Annotated in this window: 17 protein-coding genes; 16 read left to right on the plus strand and 1 reads right to left on the minus strand. The window is 69.9% G+C overall.

Annotated elements, in window-relative coordinates; genetic code table 11:
* Positions 1-21: 21 nt before the first annotated feature.
* From rfbC to H6927_06385, 15 genes are all read left to right on the plus strand, one after another.
* Positions 22-576, plus strand: a complete 555-nt coding sequence (gene rfbC, locus H6927_06315) for a dTDP-4-dehydrorhamnose 3,5-epimerase (GenBank protein ID MCP5217713.1) — start codon at positions 22-24, stop codon at positions 574-576.
* Complete coding sequence (locus tag H6927_06320) at positions 576-1379, plus strand: glycosyltransferase (GenBank protein ID MCP5217714.1); 804 nt, start codon at positions 576-578, stop codon at positions 1377-1379. Before rfbC ends, H6927_06320 begins: the two co-directional genes overlap by 1 nt.
* A gap of 4 nt (positions 1380-1383) precedes the next feature.
* Positions 1384-2571 (plus strand): acyltransferase, encoded by a 1188-nt coding sequence (locus H6927_06325; protein ID MCP5217715.1) that lies wholly within the window; start codon positions 1384-1386, stop codon positions 2569-2571.
* A gap of 82 nt (positions 2572-2653) precedes the next feature.
* Positions 2654-4402 (plus strand): type II secretion system ATPase GspE, encoded by a 1749-nt coding sequence (gene gspE, locus H6927_06330; protein MCP5217716.1) that lies wholly within the window; start codon positions 2654-2656, stop codon positions 4400-4402.
* Entirely contained in the window at positions 4402-5625 is a 1224-nt protein-coding gene (locus tag H6927_06335; protein MCP5217717.1) for a type II secretion system F family protein, read from the plus strand. Before gspE ends, H6927_06335 begins: the two co-directional genes overlap by 1 nt.
* A gap of 26 nt (positions 5626-5651) precedes the next feature.
* On the plus strand, positions 5652-6089 hold the full coding sequence (gene gspG / locus H6927_06340) for a type II secretion system major pseudopilin GspG (GenBank protein MCP5217718.1): 438 nt from the start codon (positions 5652-5654) through the stop codon (positions 6087-6089).
* 69 nt (positions 6090-6158) lie between these two features.
* Positions 6159-6644: a GspH/FimT family pseudopilin gene (locus H6927_06345; GenBank protein ID MCP5217719.1), complete on the plus strand. Its 486-nt coding sequence runs from the start codon at positions 6159-6161 to the stop codon at positions 6642-6644.
* Positions 6645-6697: 53 nt separating this feature from the next.
* Entirely contained in the window at positions 6698-7147 is a 450-nt protein-coding gene (locus tag H6927_06350; protein MCP5217720.1) for a prepilin-type N-terminal cleavage/methylation domain-containing protein, read from the plus strand.
* Complete coding sequence (locus H6927_06355; protein ID MCP5217721.1) at positions 7144-7836, plus strand: prepilin-type N-terminal cleavage/methylation domain-containing protein; 693 nt, start codon at positions 7144-7146, stop codon at positions 7834-7836. Before H6927_06350 ends, H6927_06355 begins: the two co-directional genes overlap by 4 nt.
* A 13-nt stretch (positions 7837-7849) precedes the next feature.
* Positions 7850-8731, plus strand: a complete 882-nt coding sequence (locus H6927_06360) for a general secretion pathway protein GspK (protein MCP5217722.1) — start codon at positions 7850-7852, stop codon at positions 8729-8731.
* Between the two features lie 20 nt (positions 8732-8751).
* Positions 8752-9840, plus strand: a complete 1089-nt coding sequence (locus H6927_06365; protein ID MCP5217723.1) for a PilN domain-containing protein — start codon at positions 8752-8754, stop codon at positions 9838-9840.
* Positions 9837-10397: a hypothetical protein gene (locus H6927_06370; protein ID MCP5217724.1), complete on the plus strand. Its 561-nt coding sequence runs from the start codon at positions 9837-9839 to the stop codon at positions 10395-10397. The genes H6927_06365 and H6927_06370 overlap by 4 nt, the downstream gene beginning before the upstream one ends.
* The gene (locus tag H6927_06375; protein MCP5217725.1) at positions 10394-11146 is read left to right on the plus strand and encodes a hypothetical protein; all 753 of its coding nucleotides are present in this window, start codon (positions 10394-10396) and stop codon (positions 11144-11146) included. The genes H6927_06370 and H6927_06375 overlap by 4 nt, the downstream gene beginning before the upstream one ends.
* Before the next feature lie 27 nt (positions 11147-11173).
* Entirely contained in the window at positions 11174-13681 is a 2508-nt protein-coding gene (gene gspD / locus H6927_06380; protein ID MCP5217726.1) for a type II secretion system secretin GspD, read from the plus strand.
* 378 nt (positions 13682-14059) lie between these two features.
* Complete coding sequence (locus tag H6927_06385; GenBank protein ID MCP5217727.1) at positions 14060-14494, plus strand: hypothetical protein; 435 nt, start codon at positions 14060-14062, stop codon at positions 14492-14494.
* A gap of 162 nt (positions 14495-14656) precedes the next feature.
* Here the strand turns inward: H6927_06385 and H6927_06390 are convergent, their stop codons facing one another.
* Positions 14657-15754 carry an IS5 family transposase gene (locus tag H6927_06390; GenBank protein ID MCP5217728.1) on the minus strand — a complete coding sequence of 366 codons (1098 nt, stop codon included), beginning with the start codon at positions 15752-15754 and terminating at the stop codon, positions 14657-14659.
* Between the two features lie 222 nt (positions 15755-15976).
* Between H6927_06390 and H6927_06395 the strand changes: the two genes are divergently transcribed.
* Complete coding sequence (locus H6927_06395; GenBank protein ID MCP5217729.1) at positions 15977-17698, plus strand: hypothetical protein; 1722 nt, start codon at positions 15977-15979, stop codon at positions 17696-17698.
* Positions 17699-17918 lie beyond the last annotated feature (220 nt).

Below are 17918 nucleotides of genomic sequence, written 5' to 3' on the forward strand. Positions count from 1 at the left end.
TTGATTTTTCCTCCAAGATTCATGAAAGTCATTTCAACGGCCCTTCCAGGCGTTCTCATTCTGGAGCCCCAGGTGTTCGGCGACGCCCGCGGCTTTTTCACCGAAAGCTACAACCGCCGCCGCTTTGCCGCCGCCACCGGGCTGGACATCGACTTCGTGCAGGACAACCACAGCCGCTCGGCCAGGGGCGTGCTGCGCGGCCTGCACTACCAGTTGCGCCAGCCGCAGGGCAAGCTGGTGCGCGTGGTGCAGGGCGCGGTGTTCGACGTGGCGCTCGACATCCGCCGCGACTCGCCCACCTTCGGGCGCTGGGCGGGCGTGGAGCTGACGGCCGACAACCGGCGCCAGTTGTGGGTGCCGGCCGGCCTGGCCCATGGCTTCGTGGTGCTCAGCGACAGCGCCGACTTCCTCTACAAGACCAGCGACTACTACGCGCCCGAGCATGAGCGCAGCATCCGCTGGGACGACCCGGCCATCGGCATCCAATGGCCGCTCGCGGCCCACGGCATCGACACCCCCATCCTCTCGGCCAAGGACCGCGAGGGCCTGCCGCTGGCGCAGGCCGAGTTGCCGTGATGCAGCAGGCGTCGGCCCCGGCGCCGTCGGACGGCATCACGGCCTCGGTCGTCAGTCACGGGCAGGGGCCCGAGGTCGATCGGCTGCTCGCCGACCTCGCCGCGCTGGGCGAACCCCGGTTGCAGCGCGTCATCGTCACCCTCAATCGCCCCGACCCGGCGCGGGCCGGGCGCTGGCGCGCCCAGCGCTGGCCGTTCGAGCTGCGGCTCATCGAATCCCCGGCGCCGCTGGGCTTTGGCGCCAATCACAACCGGGCCTTTGCCCTGGACGGCAGCCATGGCGGGCAACCGCTGTTTGCCGTCCTCAACCCCGACCTGCGCCTGCCCGCCAACCCCTTTCCAGCCCTGTGCGAGCGGCTGGCCGGCGACCCCCGCATTGGCGCCGCCTATCCGCAGCAATGCGACGCCCAGGGCCGCCGGCAAGACCACCAGCGCCTGGCCCCCACGCCGGCCCGGCTGCTGCGCCGCCACCTGCTGCGCCGCCCGCACGAGCTGCGTCCCGGCCAGGCGCCCGAGTGGGTCAATGCCGCCTTCCTGCTGCTGCGCCGCGGCGCCTATGCCCAGCTCCAGGGCTTCGATGAAAGCTTTCACATGTACTGCGAAGACGTCGATCTGTGCCTGCGCCTGCAACTGGCCGGCTGGCGCCTGGCGTGCGCCGACACGGCCCTGGTGCAGCACCAGGCCCAGCGCGCCAGCCGGCGCGGCTGGCAGCCCCTGCTGTGGCACGTCACCAGCCTGCTGCGCCTGTGGCGCTCGCCCGTCTGGCAAGCCTGGCAGGCCCACGGCGCCCAGCGCGGAGGGTAGCCCAATGAGTCCGCCATCGCCGGCCGCGCGCTATCAGCGCAACTTCGGCCTCGACATGCTGCGCACGCTGGCCATCAGCGTGGTGCTGATGAACCACGGCTACTTCGGTTTTTTTCTCGCCACCGGCCTGTCCGACTGGAGTGGCTGGCATGCCGCCCTCAGCGCCTGCGCCGTGTTTTCCATCGAATGGCTGTTCGTGCTCAGCGGCTTTCTCATCGGCTCCATGATGATCCGCAGCTTCGAGACACGGGGCGCCTGGTGGGCCAGCGCGCGCGACTTCTGGCTGCGCCGCTGGTTTCGCACCATTCCCAACTACTACCTGTTCCTGCTCGTCAACGCGCTGCTGGCGTGGTGGGGCATCGAGCAAGGGCGCTTCGCATGGTCTTTTGCGGTGTTCTCGCAAAACCTTTTCAAGGCCGAGACCAAGCCCTTGTTTTTTGCCGAGGCCTGGTCCCTGGCGCTCGACGAATGGTTCTATTTCCTGATGCCGCTGCTGCTGGGCGCCGTCGCCTGGCTCGTTCGCCTGGAGCGCCGGCATTTGTTCTGGGTTGTCGCCGGGTTGTTGATCGGGGTGCCCACCGTCCTGCGCACCCTGGTGACCCCCTCGACCGATTTTTTCAATTGGGACGACAACATCCGCCGCGTCACCCTGATGCACCTGGACGCGACCGGCTGGGGCGTGGCCGCCGCCATCCTCAACCGCTGGCACCCGCAATGGTGGGGCCGCGCCCAGGGCCGCAAGGCCTTGCTCGGCCTCGCGCTCACCCTCGGCGCGGCCGCCGCCATGTTTTACTTCATGCTGGTCGGTTGGGGCCGGTTTGCCGGCGGCCGCTTCAACGATCTGGCGCTGATCGTCGCGCCCGGCGTCGGCACCGTGCTGATCCTGCCTTGGCTCACCGCCCGCCGCGGGGGCATTTGGGGCGTGCGCTGGCTGGCCGCGCGCGTGGGCGACTACTCCTACTCCATCTATCTGTGCCATTACCCCCTGATCGCCCTCATCACCCACTTCATCAAGGTGTGGGCAATCGACCCGGCGCCCATCGTCGGCTGGCTGGTGCTGCTGTGGGTGCTGCTGGTGTTCGCCGTCTCGGCCCTGGTGTTTCACAGCTTCGAGAAACCCAGCTCCGACCTGCGCGAGCGCTTCACGCGCCGCGTGCAGGCCGGCCCCTTCGGCGTGCGCGGCGGGGGGTGAACGGGCGTGCACCTGCACCCCGTAAAATTCCAGTTTGCTCTCCGGCTCCTGCCGTTCACCCGCCCCGCGCGCGCCACAGCCCATGACCGATTTGCCCTCCAGCCCCCTTGTTTCGTCCCCGCCCCCAACCGCGGCGGACGGCTGGACCGTGCGCTGGCCCGAGTACGGCGAGCTGCTGGTGCGCGCCGGCAAGCTCACGCCGCGCGACCTGGAGCGGGCGCTGGCTGCGCAGCACGAGATGGGCGGCGCGCTGGACGGCGTGCTGGTCAGCCTGGGCCTGGTGTCCGAGCCCGACGCCGCCCACGCGCTGGCCGAGCACCTGGGCCTGCCCTTCGTGGCCGCCGAGGCGTTTCCCGAGGTGCCGCCCGAGCTGCCCGGCCTGCTGCCCGAGTTCCTCAAGACCCACCACGTGCTGCCGCTGCGCGCCGAGGACGGCCGGCTCGACGTGGTCATGCGCGCGCCGCAGGACGCCTTCGTGCTCAAGGCCCTGCACCTGACCACCGGCCTGGCGGTGCGCCCCGCCGTGGGCCTGCCCTCCGACATCGGCAAGGCGCTGCAGCGCCAGCAGGAGGAGGCCGCGGCCGAAACCGGCGACGACGGGGCGCTGGACGAGGAGGGCGCGGGCGACTTCGTCGAGCACCTGCGCGACCTGGCCAGCGAGGCGCCGGTGATCCGCCTGGTCAACAGCCTGATCGGGCGCGTGATCGAGCTGCGCGCCTCCGACATCCACCTGGAGCCCTTCGACGACGGCCTGCACGTGCGCTACCGCGTCGACGGCGTGCTGCACCCCGGCGAGGTGGTGCCGGCGGGGCAGGGCGCGGCCGTCAGCTCGCGCGTCAAGCTGCTGGCGCACCTGGACATCGCCGAGCGCCGCCTGCCGCAGGACGGGCGCATCAAGACCCGCGTCAAGGGGCGCGAGCTGGACCTGCGCGTGTCCACCGTGCCCACGGTGTACGGCGAGAGCGTGGTCATGCGCGTGCTCGACCGCGCCAGCGTGCGCTTCGGGCTGGGCGACATGGGCTTCGCGCCCGACACGCTGGAGCGCTTTCACCAGCTGGTGCATCGCCCGCACGGCATCCTGCTGGTGACGGGCCCCACCGGCTCGGGCAAGACCACCACGCTGTACGCCGCCCTGGCCGAGCTGGACGCCACCTCGCAAAAGATCATCACCGTCGAGGACCCGGTCGAATACCAGATGGCCGGCATCAACCAGATCCAGGTCCACACCCAGATCAACCTGACCTTCGCCAACGCCCTGCGCTCCATCCTGCGCCAGGACCCGGACATCATCATGATCGGCGAGATGCGCGACGGCGAGACCGCGCAGATCGCCGTGCAGTCCTCGCTCACCGGCCACCTGGTGCTGTCCACCCTGCACACCAACACCGCCGCCAGCGCCGTCATCCGCATGCAGGACATGGGGGTGGAGCGCTACCTCATCACCTCCACCGTCAACGGCGTGCTGGCCCAGCGCCTGGTGCGCCGCCTGTGCCCGCACTGCAAGGCGCCGGTGCAGCCCGCGCCCGAGCTGCTGCAGGACTCGGGCCTGGGGCGCTTTCTGCCCGCTGGCCAGCCCATGTACGAGGCTCGGGGTTGCGATCACTGCCGCGGCACCGGCTACCAGGGCCGCACCGGCATCCACGAGCTGCTGGTGGTCGACGAGGCCCTGCGCAGCGCCATCCTGCAGGGGCAGGACGCGAGCAGCCTGCACGCCCTGGCCATGCATGCGGGCATGCACAGCCTGTACGAGGACGGCCTGCGCAAGGTGGCGGCGGGCGTCACCAGCCTGGACGAGCTGCTGCGCGTCACGCAAGACCAGGGTGAGGGCTGATGCCTGAGTTCGCATGGCGCGCCGCCCAGGCCGACGGGCAGCTGATCGAAGGCCGCAGCCAGGCGGCGGCCGCCGACGCCGTGCTGCGCCAGCTGCGCGAGCGGGGCCTGACGCCGCTCAAGGTCGAGAGCGCGGCCGCCGCGGCCGGCGTCACCGTGGGCGGGCGCGTGCGGCGCGTGGACAAGGGGCCGGTCAACCGGGCTGATGTGCTGGCCTTCACCAGCGAGCTGTCCATCATGCTGCGCGCCGGCCTGGCGCTGGACAACGCGCTGCGCGTGCTGATCGAGATGAGCGCCAAGCCGCGCGTGCAACAGTTGCTGCAGGGCGTGCTGGAGGACGTCAAGGGCGGCGCCACCTTCTCGCGCGCCCTGGCCAAGCACGACAAGCTGTTTGGCGACTTCTACCTCAACATGGTGCGCTCGGGCGAGGCCAGCGGCCAGATGTCCGAGGTGCTGGCCCGCCTGGTCGCGCACATGGATCGTTTGCGCGCCCTGCGCGAAAGCGTCATCTCCGCCACCCTGTATCCCGCCATCCTGCTGGGCGTGGCCGCGCTCTCGCTGGCCGGCATGCTCGGCTTCGTCGTGCCCCAGTTCGAAAAGCTCTTCAAGGGTATGGGCGACGCGCTGCCCCTGCCCACCCGTTTCGTCATGGCCCTGGGCCAGGGTTTTCGGCACTACGGCCTACTCATCGGCATCGCCGCCCTGCTGTTTGGCTGGCTGGCCTGGCGCTGGTTTCGCTCGCCCTCGGGTCGTGCCTGGTGGCAGGCGCGCGTGCTCGGGCTGCCCGTCATCGGGCCGCTGCTCTACAAATACGATCTGACCCTGTTCGCCCGCTCGCTGGGCACCCTGCTGGGCAACGGCGTGCCGCTGCTGACTGGCCTGCACATCGCCACCGAGACCGTGGGCAACGCCAACCTGCGCGCGCCCCTGGCCAAGATGGCGCCGATGGTCAAGGAAGGCGCGCGCATGGTGCGCGCCATGGAGGCCACGCAGGTGTTTGAACCTTTGGCCATCAACCTGATCCGAGTGGGCGAGGAAACCGGCCGCATCGGCCCCATGATGAACGAGTTGGCCGACGTGCTCGACCGCGAGGTCGAAACCGGCATCAAGCGGGCGCTCACCCTGCTGGAGCCCATTCTCATCCTGGTGCTGGGTGCGCTCATCGCGGCCATCATCGTCTCCATCCTGCTCGGTATTTTGTCCATCAACGACCTGGCGGGCTGACCCCTCCATTCAAAAGGAACCACCGCATGCAAGCCATCATCCGCCGCCAATTCGCCCGCGCCGCGCGCGGCTTCACCCTGATCGAGATGCTGGTGGTCATCGCCATCATCGCGCTGCTGGCCGGCCTGGTCGGCCCGGCCGTGATGGACCGCCTGGGCGGCGCCAAGACCAAGACGGCGGGCATCCAGATCGCCGACCTGGACAAGGCGCTCGAAATCTTCAAGCTCGACGTCGGTCGCTACCCCACCAACGCCGAGGGCCTGCAGGCCCTCGTCGCCAAGCCCGCCTCGGCCAATGGCTGGAACGGCCCCTACCTCAAGGGCGGCCTGCCCGCCGACCCCTGGGGCAACCCCTACCACTACGCCAACCCCGGCCCCAACGGCGGCCTCGAAATCCTGTCGCTGGGCGCCGACAACGCCCCCGGCGGCGAGGGCGAGAACGTCGACGTGCGCAACAAGCAGTAAGTCACGGCCGGGGCATTGAAATATTGGTCAAATATGGCTCTGGCGCTTGTCGGTAAAGCGCGAGCAGCTATGAAAAACAGAGTATTTCGAGGGCTTGGCCGGCCCCCGCGCCGCGCCGCCGGCTTCACCCTCATCGAGCTGCTCGTCGTCATCGCCCTGATGGCCCTGATGGTCGGCCTGATCCCCATCGCCTTCGAGCGCCTGCACGAATCCAGCCAGTACCGCGACACCGTGCGCCAGGTGCTCGCCGACATGCGCGTCGCGCGCCAGCAGGCGCAAAGCCAGGGCGTCGAAACCCGCTTCACCGTCGATCTGCGCGCCCGCAGCTTCGGCATCGACGGCGGCCCCCGGCACACCGTGCCCGAGCCCCTCGCCATGCGCGCCGTCATGGCCGCCGAGGAAAGCACCGCCGACGGCCGCCTGGCCATCCGCTTCCTGCCGCGCGGCGGCGCCTCCGGCGGCAGCGTCGACCTCATCCGCCCCTCCGGCAGCGGCGTGCGCCTGCGCGTCGACTGGTTCTCGGGCCGCGTCGAGCAGGAGCCGATCCAGCCATGACCACGGCCGCCGGCCCTCACCCCAACCCTCTCCCGCAAGCGGGCGAGGGGGCCATGCCTTGGCTCCCTCTCCCCTCTGGGGAGAGGGGCCGGCAGCGCCTCCAGCCCACGCAGCGCGGCTTTTCCCTGCTCGAAATCCTGGTCGCCTTCGCCATCGCCGCCATGGCCCTGGGCATGCTCTACCGCGTCAGCGGCAACAACGCCCGCCAGGCCGGCGTGCTGGCCCGGCACGAACATGCCATGGGGTTTGCCCAATCGCTGCTGGCCGCCTACCAGACCGTGCCCGCCCAGGGCCTCAACGAAGCCGGCCAAGCCGCCGGCTTCGGCTGGCAAGTCGCCAGCCGCCCCTATCCCACCCCCGTCAACAGCGCCGATCCCCAGGCCGCCCGCCTGCACCAAATCGTCATCGACGTCTCCTGGCTCGACGGCACCGTCCAGCGCACGTTCGAGCTCACCAGCCTGCGGCCCGAGCGCCGCCCGCCGCGCGGGGGCGTCGTCCCATGAAGTCCGCGCCCGCATCCCCGGCGCCGCGCGGCTTCACCCTGGTCGAGGTGCTGATTGCGCTGGTGCTGCTGGCCATGCTCATGCTGGTGCTCACCAGCGCGCTGCGCTCCATGGGCCAGGTCGAGCAGCGCGTCGAGCAGCGCATCGAAGCCGCCGACGACTACCGCCTGGCCAGCACCCTGCTGCAGGACGTGCTGGGCCGCGTATCCGCGCGCCGCCACCAGCAGCTCAGCGCCGACAGGCCCGTCCAGGTGCCGTTCTTCCAGGCCGGCCCGGCCGAGCTGTCCTGGATCGGCATCATGCCCGCGCGCTACAGCCTCGGCGGGCGCCACTACCTGCACCTGGGCCTGGAGCCAGGCGAGGGCGGCTCCCGCCTCGTGCTGCGCTACGCCCCCTGGAGCGGCGCCCCCGGCTTCGACGCCTGGGGCCAGGCGCCCGGGCGCGTGCTGGCCTGGCCCGTCAGCGCCTTTTCACTCAGCTACCAGGACCCCTACAGCGGCCAATGGAGCCCCGTCTGGCCCCCGCCCGGTGTTCCCGCCAACGCCCTGCCGCCCACCATGCTGCCCGCCGCCGTCCAAATCCAGATCGAAGGGCCGCAGCCCCCCTGGCCGCCCCTCGTCATCAGCCTGCTGGCCACCCGCACCAGCGACCCCAGCGCCACCGGAGGCTCCTTTGGTGGCCGCAATTGAGCTGAACCAATCCATGGCGCCCCCCCGTCCGCGGCCCGTCGCCGCCCCGCGCGGCATGGCCCTGGTGGCCGTGCTCTGGATCGTGGCCGCGCTCAGCATCCTGGTCATTGGCGTCAGCACCACCGTGCGCCAGCAAATCCAATTGGTCGGCCTCCAGCGCGACGCCGCCACCGGCCAGGCCCTGGGCGAAGCCGCCAACGCCCTCGTGCTGCAGCAATTGCAGGCCACGCGCAACCGGCCCGCCGCCGCCACCACCGTCACCGTCGACTACGCCGGGCTGTCCATCCAGGTGCAGCTCATGCCCCTCGGCGGCCTGATCGCCCTCAACGGCATCACCCCCGACCAGATGGCCGCCGTGCTCCAGTTTGCCGGCGGCCTGCCCGCCGGCCCCGCCCGCGACCTGGCCGGCACCGTCGTCGACTGGGGCAACGGGCGCTTCCAGGGCGACCCCGCCGGCGCCGCCCTGGCCCGCGCCGCCCCGCGCCAGTTCGAGGCCGTCGAAGACCTCATGCTCGTGCCCGGCTTCGACTACGGGCTCTACGCCCGCGTCGCCCCCTTGCTCAGCGCCGACCTCGACGCCGGCACCCGCGTCAACCCCGCCGCCGCCCCCCCCGACGTCCTGCTCGTGCTCGCCCAGGGCAACGCCGGCGCCGTGGCTCAATACCAGGCCCAGCTCGCCGGCGGGCAGCCCGGCGCCAACACCACCGGCTTCAGCCCCCAGCTCCTCGGCAGCGCCGGCGCCTCGCCTTTTTACCGCCTCAGCGCCCGGGTGCCTCTGGATGCAGGCAAAATACTCACCCTGACCCAGGACGTGGCCTTGGGGCCTGAATACTCGCCCACGGCGCCCTGGCGCCTGATGCGCACCGACCGCCAGATCGCGCAAGCCGCCCGCTGACGCAAGGCTGCCTTTGTTTCATGACCGCTGCCCAACCCGACATACCCCGCTTCTTCGGCCTCCAGCCCGCCCAATGGCCCCACCAATGGCGGGCCGCTGGCGCCCTGCTGCTGGACTGGCCCCTGCTGCGCCGGCTGGTGCCCCAGGTCCCCGTGCAACTGCACCAGGCCGACGGCCGCGCCAGCACCTGGCTGCTGGCCCACGGCCAGGCGCAGCCCACCCCCGCCCCCGTGGCCGACGACGCCGTGCAGGCACTGGAGCTGCCCGCCGCCCTCTGGCTCGACCGCCGCCTCACCCTGCCGCCGCTGGCCCCCGCCGAGCTGGCGCAGGCCGTCCAGCTCGAAGTCGCCGCCGCCAGCCCCTTTGCCGCCGGGCAAACCATCTCCGGCTACAGCGCGCGGCGCCTCGACCCCCAGCGCATCCAGGTCGACATCGCCATCACTTCCCGCCAGCAACTCGAATCGCTGGCCACCCGTTTCAGCACCGTCACCCAGCCTGAAATCTGGGCCCTGCCACCCGCCGCCACCACGGCCGCCCCAACACCAGCCCTCACCCCCATCGTCCTGCGCGGCTTCGGCGAAGGCGCGCGCGAACGCCGCGTGCGCCAGGGCCTCATCCGCCGCCTGCTGCTGCTGGCCCTGGCCCTGGCCCTGCTGCTCGCGCTCGTGCTCACCCCCACCATCCTGCTGCGCGGGCGCGCCCAGCAGGCCAGCCAGGCCTTTGCCGCCCTGCAAAAAGACAGCGCCCCGCAGCAGGCCCAGCGCGAGGCACTCACCCAGCAGCTCGACCACCTGCGCCTGATCCAGCAGCAATTCAACGCCCAACTGGCCTTGCCCCCCGTGCTCGACATGCTCACCCGCACCCTGCCCGACGACGCCTGGCTCTCCGTCCTGCGCGTCGAAGGCGTCAAAGTGGTGCTCAACGGCCAGGCCGACGACGCCGCCGCCCTCGTGCAGCGCCTGGGCGCCCAGCCCGGCGTGCACGACGTGCGCCTGGCCTCGCCCGCCACCCGCCCCGTCGGTGCCGACAAGGAGACCTTCATCATCGAACTCAAGCTCGACGCCAGGCGCTACGGCCCCATCCTGGGCCCCGAGGGCGCCGCCTCATGAACACCAGCCGCGCCCCACGCCCCGAACTCCTCTGGCTGCTGGCCGCCGGCGCGCTGCTGCTCGCGCTGCTCGCCTGGTCGTCCTGGTTCGTCGTCAGCCGGCACCAGCAGGCCGCCGCCCAACTGGCCGCCATCGACCCCCGCTACGCCCGCCTCACCGGCCTCATCCAGCACAAGGACGAATTCGCGCAGATGAGCCAGGCCGTGCAGGCCAACCTCCAGCAATTCGTCTACCCCGCCGGCCAGGACGCCGGCCAGGTCGGCAACAACGCCCTGCAGCGCGTGCGCGAACTCGCCACCGCCCGCGACCTGCGCATCAGCAGCAGCCAGGCCGCCGCTCCGCGCGACGAGCACGGCTTCGACCGCATCGGCCTCGTCCTGCGCATCGAAGGCCAGTGGCCCCAGTTGGTCGGCTTCCTGCGCGAACTGGTGCAGCAGCGCCCCGCCATCTACACCACCAACATGCAACTGGCCGTGCAATTTGGCGGCATGCCCGGCACCTCGCCCGTGGTGCTCGCCCAGCTCGACCTCTACGTGCTGCAGGAGCGCCGGCCATGACCCGCCTTGCCACCCCCCTGTACGTCGGCGCCGTCGCCCTCATGGGCCTCCTGCTCGCGGCCCTGTGGCTCGGCCCCGGCCCGCTGGCGCACTGGCGCCAGTGGCAGGCGCCAGCGCCCCAGGCCCCCAACCTCGACGACGCCCGCGCCAGCGCCCTGCGGCCCAACCCGGCCGCCGCCGCCGACTACCCCGACATCCTGGCCCGCCCGCTGTTCTACCCCGCCCGCCGTCCCCAGGCCCCCGCCAGCGCCGCCTCGGCCGCCGCCCCCGCCGCCCCGCCGCCCACCGCCATCGAGCAGGTCAGGCTGCAAGGCCTGGTGGCCGGCCCCCTGCTCACCGGCGTCATGCTGCAGGAAGACGGCAACGACCGCTTCGTGCGCACCGGCGAGCAAGTCGGCGACTGGACCCTGCGCGCCATCGAAGGGCGCGACGCCGTGTTCGAGCGCGCCGGCCAGCAGCGCCGCATCCAGTTGTCCGTCCTGCCCGACCCCGACGCCGCCCCCTCCGGCGCCAACGCCCCGGCCCGCCCATCCGCCACCACACCCCGCCAGCGCCCGGGCACCCGGCCCGCCGCGGCTCCGACTCCGGCACCGGCCGCACGGTTCGCGCCACCGGCTCCGGCCGCCCGACCGGCGCCGGCCACGCCAGCGCCACCGGCTCCGGCCGCCGCCCCAGCCGACATCCCGCTCGGCAGCTTTGGCGGCTCCGCCCGGCGCGTTCCGCCCCGCTCCACGGGCGTCAAGCCCTGACCCGACGCAACCCACACCCGCTGCCCCATGCCCGCCATGCACCGCCCTTCCTCCTCCCTGTCCCTGCTGCTGCTCCTGGGTGTCCTGTCGGCCTGCACCCAGCCCGGCCCGCTGCCTGGCGACGCCCAGCCCGTCGCCACCTGGACCGAGCCCGCTCCCCTGCCTGCGCAGCCGGCCAGCGCCCCCGTTCCCGCCGCGCCCGCCACGGCCGCCTCCGCGGCCTCCGCCGCGTCGGCCAGCGAGCCCGTCATCATCCGCGGCAACGACCGGCTGCTCGCCCCCCCCGCGGTGCCCGTCAGCCGCCCCGCCAAGGGCGCCACCACCAGCCTCAAGTTCGAATCCGCCCCCGCCGCCGAGGTGGTGCGCGTCATGCTGGGCGAGCTGCTCAAGGTCGACTACGTCGTTCACCCGCCGCTCAACGGCACCATCACCCTCACCACGCGCGGCAGCGTCAGCGCCGACCGCGCCCTGCTGCTGCTCGAATCCGCGCTCCAGGTCAACGGCATCGTCATGGCCCGCGACCCCCGCGGCACCTACCACGTCGGCACCCCCGAAGCCCTCAAGGGCATCGTTGCCGCCCCCGTGCTGGCCGAGCCCGGCAAACCCCTGCCGCCCGGCTACGGCACCATCATCATCCCGCTCGAATACCTGGGCGCCGGCGAGATGGCCAAAATCCTGCAGCCCATGGTCGCCTCCGACGCCATCGTCCGCGTCGACAACCTGCGCAACGTGCTCATCATGCGCGGCACCCGCGCCGAGGCCGAAGGCTGGCTCGACCTCGTCAAGACCTTCGACGTCAACCTCCTGCGCGGCATGTCCGTCGGCGTGTTCCCGCTCAAATACACCAGCGCCGCCGAGATCGACAACGCCCTGCGCATGCTCTCCGGCGGCACCGCCGCCGCTGCCGCCACGGGCGCCGCCACCGGCACCGCCCCGCGCGCCGGCACGGCCGCGCCCGCCCCGGCCCCGCAGGGCGCCCCCGGCGCCGCCCCCGCCCTGCAGGGCATGGGCGAATCCAGCCCCCTGTTCGGTGCCCTGCGCGTCATCCCCATCGAGCGCATCAACGCCGTGCTGGTCATCACCCCGCGCGCCGCCTACCTCGACGAAGTGCGCTACTGGATCGAGCGCTTCGACCAGCCCAACGTCAACAGCACCGAACCCCAACTGTTCGTCTACAAGGTGCAAAACGGCTCCGCCGACCACCTGGCCGAGCTGCTCAACGGCATCTACGGCGCCACCACCCAGACCAGCACCGGCTTCAGCGGCCTCACCGGCGTCGCCCCCGGCCTCACCAGCGCCGGCGGCTACAGCAACGTCAACAACAGCTTCGCCAGCCAGTTCGGCTCCAACCGCAACCAGTTCGGCACCGGCGGCACCGGCGGCTTCGGCACCGGCGGCACCGGCGGCTTCGGCTCCAGCGGGGGCTTCGGCACCGGCGGTTTTGGCGGCGGCGGCTTTGGCACCGGCGGCGGCTTCGGCGGCGGTGGTTTCGGCGGCGGCGGTTTCGCCGGCGCGGGCGGCATCGGCCAGCAGCAGGGCGGCGCGCGCGGCCCCAACGTCGTCACCACCACCCTGGCCGGCAACGTGCGCGTCATGGCCGACCGCATCAACAACACCCTGCTCATCCACGCCAGCGCGGCCGAATACCAGCGCATCGCGGCCACCCTCAAGCGCCTGGACATCCAGCGCGCGCAGGTGCTCATCGAAGCCTCCATCGTCGAAGTCACCCTGGGCGACAACCTGCAATACGGCCTGCAATGGGCCTTCAACGGCGGCCTGGGCCGCTTCGACGGCCTCGGCGTGCTGGGCAACCCCAACCCCATCTCCAGCTCCAGCGCCACCCCCACCCCCACCGCCCAGACCAGCGACGCCTTCACCTACAGCCTCAGCAACGGCAGCAAGGTTGCCGCCGTGCTCACCGCCCTGGCCAAGAAATCGCTGGTCAAGGTCATGTCCAGCCCCTCGCTCATGGTGCTCGACAACCACACCGCCGCCTTCCAGGTGGGCGACCAGGTGCCCATCAACACCGGCACCACCCAGTCCGGCGCCGTCACCCCCTACCTCACCACCAACATCCAGTACAAGGACACCGGCGTCATGCTCGGCGTCACGCCCTCCGTCAGCGCGGGCGATTTGGTCACCCTCGACATCAACCAGATGGTCACCAACATCGGCCCCGACTCCAGCTCCGTCGCCACCGCCGGCTACCCCACCTTCATGCAGCGCCAGATCAACTCCAAGGTTGCCGTCCGCTCGGGCGAAACCCTGGTGCTCGGCGGCCTCATCAAGGACTCCAACTCCAACGGCAAGTCCGGCCTGCCCATCCTCTCGTCCATCCCCGTGCTGGGCGCGCTGTTTGGCCAGCACAAAAACAACACCGAGCGCACCGAGATGCTGGTCATCCTCACCCCGCGCGTGCTGCGCTCCGACGAAGACGCCCGCGCCGTCAGCCGCGAGCTGCGCGACCGCATGCAGGGCCTGCTGGGCAGCGGCGCCCTCGGTGCCGCGCTGCCCGCCGCCACCACCCAGCCCTGAGAAGGTGTGAACGAACCCGCCATGCCCGCTCATCCCGCCCAAACGCGCCCGCTCGGCGTTGCAAATGCTCGCCGTAGCCCGAGCTACGTCTGCGCTTTGCGCCTTGATCGGCCGCGTTTGGGCGGTCTGCTCGGACACGCCGGATTCATTCACACCTTCTGAGTCACCCCCCGCCCCCGCGCGCCGCCCGCCCGGGGCGCCGGCGCCCGCCTGCACATCCGGCGGCACAAATTTTACGTTTGCTAACCTCGCGGCCCCGGCCCGCGGGAACGCGCGCCGCCCCGGGCGCTCTTCTCCAATGCCGCCGCCCACGCGCCGGCGTCGCCGGTTTGCGACAATCCGCTTCTTTTCAACCCACCCACAACCCCTCACCACGCCATGCCCCTGACCCTTCCCCCCGCTTCCAGCCTGCGCCGCCATGCCCTGGGCGGCATCCTGGCTGCCGGTGCGCTGCTGCTCTCGGCCTGCGCCAGCCTGGGCCCCCAGACGACCGAGCAAATCGTCACCCAGCGCGTCGAGGCTCGCTGGGACGCCCTGATCGCCGGTGACTTCAAGACCGCCTGGACCTACGCCCAACCCAGTTTTCGCGCCATTGTCAAGCAGCGCGACTACGCCAGGCGCTTTGGCAGCGGTGGGCAGTGGGAAGGCGTGCAGGTGCATGCCGTCAACTGCGCCGCCGAGCGCTGCACCGTCCGCCTGCGCGTCACCAGCAAGCTGCTGGTGCAGCCCTTCGTCGGCCAGCAAATCAACGCCGTCGTCGACGAAGAATGGATTCGCGAAGACGGCCAGTGGTGGTTTTTTCAGGCCCTTTGAGCGCGCCAGTTCCGCGCGCCGGCACGCAGGGCAAAAGATGTCAGGGCACCTCTAAAAACCGCCGTTTTCAGCAGCGTGCCGACTGAGGCAGACCGAGCATTTCAGTTCTGCCCATTTTTTAAGCAAATATGGCATGTTCCAGGGCGTTTTCCGCCCCATTTCTCACGCATTGATCCCCTGCAGGCGCACCTCGCTCTTTGATGGCCCGCCCTTGTAGAACGCATCCACCCCATCTTCGAGGAACCTGGCCAGGCGCTTGAGGTTGTAGCAGGCCGCCATCATGGTCATGGCCACCGCAGCGCGCACCTGGCCGATGGTGCGAATGAGCTTGCCGCCCATGTGGCGCATTTGGGCAAAGGGGTGCTCCACTCGGGCACGGATCCTGGCAATGCGCGTGTTGCGCTTCTTCTGGCATGCGCTCAGGGGCTTGCTCTTCTGGGCCTTGCGCTGGATATGCTCCCGCCAGCCCAGCACCTGGAGCATTTCGCTGCGCCGTGCGCTCGGGTAGCCCTTGTCGGCATAGACATCCCGGCTGGTGTTGTGCTCGTCGAGCACCTCATCGAAGTGCCTGCTGTCGTGCTCGCTGGCCGTGCCGGTGGCGATCTTGCGGATGAACTTGTGCTTGACGTCTACATTGATGCTCAGCTTGTAGCCGTGGTAACTCTTGCCGTGTTTCTTGGTATGGGTGGCGTCCAGGTCTTTTTGCCGGCGCTTGGCATCGCTCCAGTCCTCGGGGGTCTTGCCCTGGGCCAACTGCTCTTTCTCATCCTTGGTGAAGTGCTGGATGGGCGCGGGCACCAGGGTGGCGTCGATGATCTGCCCGCAGCGTGCAATGAACCCGTGGCCCAGCAACTGGCCATCGACCGCCTGGAACAAGGCCGTCACACCATCGGCGCCCAGGCGCTGCTGGTAATGCCAGACGGTATTGCGGTCGGGGATGGTGGCGCTGTCCTCCAGCAAGCAAAAGCGCTGGTAGCTCATGCGGTCGAGTAGTTGGTATTCCACCTGCTCGTCGCTCAGTTGGTTCAGGTACTTCAAGACCAGGATGCGCACCATGACGGATGTGGGGTACGGCGGGCGTCCGCCCTTGCGTCCGTCTCCCCGGGGCAGCAGGTCATCGATGACCTGCGTGAGGTGGTCAAAGTCAATGTGCCGGGCAATGAGCTGCAGCGGATCGCCCAGCGCTTCGATCTTGCGCTTGCGCGCGGCATCGGCAAACAGGTCGAACTTGACGGCGCTGCGGTCGGGAGGTGTGCTCATCGGAGGATTGTCTAACTGTTTGGGCGGTAGGTCAGGGTAGGACGGGGGTTTTTAGAGGTGCCCGTCAGTTCCCGGTTGTTTTCAAAAAACAACAAATCTCCGTGCTTGCATCTTCCCTGATGGGGCGCGGTTGAAATTCTCATTGGCACCGTGTTAGCATTACCTTGCATTTCCAAGATTCGCTTGGGTCTTGCAACTATCTTCTTTTAATGGAGTCATGCTATGAAAAAGAGCATTCTGTCGCTGAGTGCAGCAGTCGCCCTGGGCGGATTGGGCTATGTCGGCGCCGCCAGCGCCGCCGTGGTACTTCAGGTTCCTGGTATCACCGCCCCCACCGCGGTCAACGTTTTCAGCAACCCGGGCGGTGTCGGTCATGCCCTGATCACCCCGTACTACACGGCGCAAGGCGTGATGAGCACGGCCTTCAACATCGCCAACACCGATCTGAAAAACGGCAAGGCGGTCAAGGTCCGTTTCCGTGGCGCGTCCAACTCCGACGACGTGATGGACTTCACCGTGTTCCTGTCGCCTGGCGACGTGTGGACGGCGGCCGTCAGCCGTGACGTCGCCACCGGCCTGGCGCAAATCTCCACCGAAGACAAGTCCTGCACCTACCCCACGCAGACCAGCGGCCTGTGGCCGGCTGACTTCAACACCGACCGCCTGTCGATCCAGCTGTCCGACGCTCAGCGGGCCGCGCTGACCCGCGAAGGCTATGTCGAAGTGCTGAACATGGCCGACATCCCGCCGACCATCGCCGGCACCAAGGACGGCTACGGCAACCCGCTGGTCAACCCGCTGTTTGCCGCCACCAAGCACGTGGCTGGCGTGGCGCCCTGCACGGCAGGCCCGATTGGCGCGCTGATGAACTCCAGCCTTGTCACCACCCCCGACGGTGCGCTGGCTTACGGCCTGGACAGCCCCACCGGCGGTCTGATGGGCTCCTGGGGTGTGTTCAACACCGAGCAACTGGCTGTCTATGGCGGCGCGCAGTCCGCTCTGCTGGCCACCGCCGAGCCGACTCTGGGCAACAACGGCACGGCCAGCACCGCGCCGGCGCTGATCAACTTTGCTCCGCAAACCAACGTGCCGGCGGACGGTCTGTTCCCCGGTGGCATGGAGCAAGTGGCTGGCTACACCAGTGACGTGATCCTGCTGGCGGGTTCCGTCGGGTTCCCGCCGCTCATCAACCCGGGCAACCTGGGTCCGCGTCCGGTGCTGATGGACTTCCCGGATCTGTCCACTCCCATGGTTACGGGTGATGATCCTTTCGACCAGGCTTCGAGGATCGGCATTGCGTTCGAGAAAGAGCGCCTGCTGAACGACTACGTGGCCGCCGCCGCCGACGCCAGCACCGTGAGCTGGATGACCGACTGGGTCGTGACCCAGCCCGTCCGCCGCTACCATGCTGCCGTGGCGTATGACGTGATCAACCCGGGCCTCAACATCCTCAACCTGCTGGTGGACGGTGCCTTCCTGATCAACGCCGATGAGTTCACGGGTGGTGTCAAGGGCGATCCGTTCAAGCCTTATACCCAGCAACTGCGTCTGCAGCACACCGCCTACGGCCCCATGGCCTGCATGGACGCTGCCCTCAGCACCCTGGATCGCGAAGAGCGCACCCGCAACAACCAGGAATTCTCGCCTGGCACCATCAGGCAGTATTGCGGCGAGTCCTTCACGCTGCAGTTCGGCAACAGCTCGGTGCTGCAGGCAGGGATTACCGCCCACAGCGTGGCCGACCTGGTGGCTGGACCGGCCGGCTGGGCCCAACTGGTTCTGGGCACGCCCAACCCCAACGCGGGCCAACCGGGCCGCTTCCCGACGGCCATTCCGGCCATCGGCTTTGCCGCCACCTCCATCAAGGCGGGCAACGGCAACTACGGTCTGACCCTTCCGCATCGCTGGACGGGCCCGGCTCGTTTCTACGCTATGCCTTCTTGAGTTGAATCCAGGCAGCGGCTGTGCCGCACGGATGTCCGGGCCCTTGGGCCCGGGCACCCAGGGTACGGCAACAAAAGCGGGGGGGCAACCCCCGCTTTTTTTTGCGTCGCGCGCACCGGTGGCGCCCCCGGCGCTGCGGAACTCTGGCGCCCCGCGGCGCTCTACCGCTGGCGCTGCGCTATGATGGCGCCCTTGTGCCGCGGTGCTGCTGCGGCCTTTT

This window comes from Burkholderiaceae bacterium, from assembly GCA_024235995.1.
GTDB lineage: Bacteria > Pseudomonadota > Gammaproteobacteria > Burkholderiales > Burkholderiaceae_C > Ottowia.

Excerpts from the sequence above, each read along its gene's own strand:
- rfbC (MCP5217713.1), top strand. The coding sequence starts at position 22 with ATGAAAGTCATTTCAACGGCCCTTCCAGGCGTTCTCATTCTGGAGCCC.
- H6927_06320 (MCP5217714.1), top strand. The coding sequence starts at position 576 with ATGCAGCAGGCGTCGGCCCCGGCGCCGTCGGACGGCATCACGGCCTCG.
- H6927_06325 (MCP5217715.1), top strand. The coding sequence starts at position 1,384 with ATGAGTCCGCCATCGCCGGCCGCGCGCTATCAGCGCAACTTCGGCCTC.
- gspE (MCP5217716.1), top strand. The coding sequence starts at position 2,654 with ATGACCGATTTGCCCTCCAGCCCCCTTGTTTCGTCCCCGCCCCCAACC.
- H6927_06335 (MCP5217717.1), top strand. The coding sequence starts at position 4,402 with ATGCCTGAGTTCGCATGGCGCGCCGCCCAGGCCGACGGGCAGCTGATC.
- gspG (MCP5217718.1), top strand. The coding sequence starts at position 5,652 with ATGCAAGCCATCATCCGCCGCCAATTCGCCCGCGCCGCGCGCGGCTTC.
- H6927_06345 (MCP5217719.1), top strand. The coding sequence starts at position 6,159 with ATGAAAAACAGAGTATTTCGAGGGCTTGGCCGGCCCCCGCGCCGCGCC.
- H6927_06350 (MCP5217720.1), top strand. The coding sequence starts at position 6,698 with ATGCCTTGGCTCCCTCTCCCCTCTGGGGAGAGGGGCCGGCAGCGCCTC.
- H6927_06355 (MCP5217721.1), top strand. The coding sequence starts at position 7,144 with ATGAAGTCCGCGCCCGCATCCCCGGCGCCGCGCGGCTTCACCCTGGTC.
- H6927_06360 (MCP5217722.1), top strand. The coding sequence starts at position 7,850 with ATGGCGCCCCCCCGTCCGCGGCCCGTCGCCGCCCCGCGCGGCATGGCC.
- H6927_06365 (MCP5217723.1), top strand. The coding sequence starts at position 8,752 with ATGACCGCTGCCCAACCCGACATACCCCGCTTCTTCGGCCTCCAGCCC.
- H6927_06370 (MCP5217724.1), top strand. The coding sequence starts at position 9,837 with ATGAACACCAGCCGCGCCCCACGCCCCGAACTCCTCTGGCTGCTGGCC.
- H6927_06375 (MCP5217725.1), top strand. The coding sequence starts at position 10,394 with ATGACCCGCCTTGCCACCCCCCTGTACGTCGGCGCCGTCGCCCTCATG.
- gspD (MCP5217726.1), top strand. The coding sequence starts at position 11,174 with ATGCCCGCCATGCACCGCCCTTCCTCCTCCCTGTCCCTGCTGCTGCTC.
- H6927_06385 (MCP5217727.1), top strand. The coding sequence starts at position 14,060 with ATGCCCCTGACCCTTCCCCCCGCTTCCAGCCTGCGCCGCCATGCCCTG.
- H6927_06390 (MCP5217728.1), bottom strand. The coding sequence starts at position 15,754 with ATGAGCACACCTCCCGACCGCAGCGCCGTCAAGTTCGACCTGTTTGCC.
- H6927_06395 (MCP5217729.1), top strand. The coding sequence starts at position 15,977 with ATGAAAAAGAGCATTCTGTCGCTGAGTGCAGCAGTCGCCCTGGGCGGA.